1 pseudogene is annotated in these 1606 nt (G+C 43.0%); it reads right to left on the bottom strand.

The window, feature by feature from the left end:
* Window positions 1-1606 (bottom strand): annotated as a pseudogene (locus tag L1S31_RS14820) (gliding motility-associated C-terminal domain-containing protein); the annotation flags it as partial.

Below are 1606 nucleotides of genomic sequence, written 5' to 3' on the forward strand. Positions count from 1 at the left end.
AGTGAATATCTCGATATTCGCAGGAGCAGTGAAAGTAGGAGCGATGTTGTCCGTTACAGTGATCGTTTGTGTCTGAGTAGCAGCTGCGTTACCACAAGCATCTACAAGAGACCATGTACGAGTAATGATATGTGAACCTGCACACTGACCGTCAGCAACGCTGTCAGTAAATGTAGCCTGTAAACCAGTTGAACAGTTATCAGCTTCGTTAGTAACATCACCAGTTACGGCAACAGTAGCATCATAAGTACAATCAGCAGTTGTGAATATCTCGATATTCGCAGGAGCAGTGAATGTAGGAGCGATGTTATCCGTTACAGTTATTGTCTGAGTCTGAGTAGCCGCTGCGTTACCACAAGCATCTACAAGAGACCATGTACGAGTAATGATATGTGAACCTGCACACTGACCATCAGCAATGATGTCAGCAAATGTAGCCTGAAGACCAGTTGAACAGTTGTCTGCCTCATTGGTTACATCACCAGTAATTGCAATTGACGCATCATAAGTACAGTCAGCAGTTGTGAATACTTCGATATTCGCAGGAGCTGTGAATGTAGGAGCGATGTTGTCAGTAACAGTAATCGTTTGTGTCTGAGTAGCCGCTGCGTTACCACAAGCATCCACAAGAGACCAAATACGTGTAATGATATGTGAACCTGCACATTGACCATCAGCAACGCTGTCAGCAAATGTAGCCTGAAGACCAGTTGAACAGTTATCAGCTTCGTTAGTCACATCACCAGTTACGGCAACACTAGCATCATAAGTACAATCAGCAGTAGTGAATAGCTCGATATTCGCAGGAGCAGTGAATGTAGGAGCGATGTTGTCTGTTACAGTGATTGTTTGTGTCTGAGTAGCTGCTGCGTTACCACAAGCATCTACAAGAGACCATGTACGAGTAATGATATGTGAACCTGCACACTGACCATCAGCAATGCTGTCAGCAAATGTAGCCTGAAGACCAGTTGAACAGTTGTCAGCTTCATTTGTTACATCACCTGTAGCAGCAACGCTAGCATCATAAGTACAATCAGCAGTAGTAGCTATTGTAATATCAGCAGGAGCTGTAAACGTAGGAGCGATGTTGTCAGTTATAGTAATCGTTTGTGTCTGAGTCGCAGCATTGTTACCACAAGCATCAACTAATGACCAAGTACGAGTAATGATATGTGAACCTGAACATCCGTTAGTAACAGTATCAACAAATGTTGCCTGAATACCAGGAGCACAGTTGTCAGCTTCGTCAGTTACATCACCAGTGATAGCAATAGATGCATCATAAGTACAATCAGCGGTTGTGAATATTTCAATATTCGCAGGAGCTGTGAATGTCGGAGGAATAGTATCACTAATAGTGAATGTAGCTGTAGATGTTGAAGCATTTCCACAAGCATCAGTTGCTGTAAATGTTACTGTAACAGCAGCAGAACAATCACCAGAAATCTGGTTGAAGTTGTTTGTCCAAGTCACATCTGAACAATTATCAGAAGCTACAGCACCACCGTGATTAGCTAACCAACCGTTTAATGCATTTCCGTTTCCATTTCCATCACACTCCACAACAATGTTTGAAGCCTGAGTAGAAATAACCGGAGCAGTA

This window comes from Flavobacterium wongokense, from assembly GCF_021608265.1.
Taxonomy (GTDB): Bacteria; Bacteroidota; Bacteroidia; order Flavobacteriales; family Flavobacteriaceae; genus Flavobacterium; species Flavobacterium wongokense.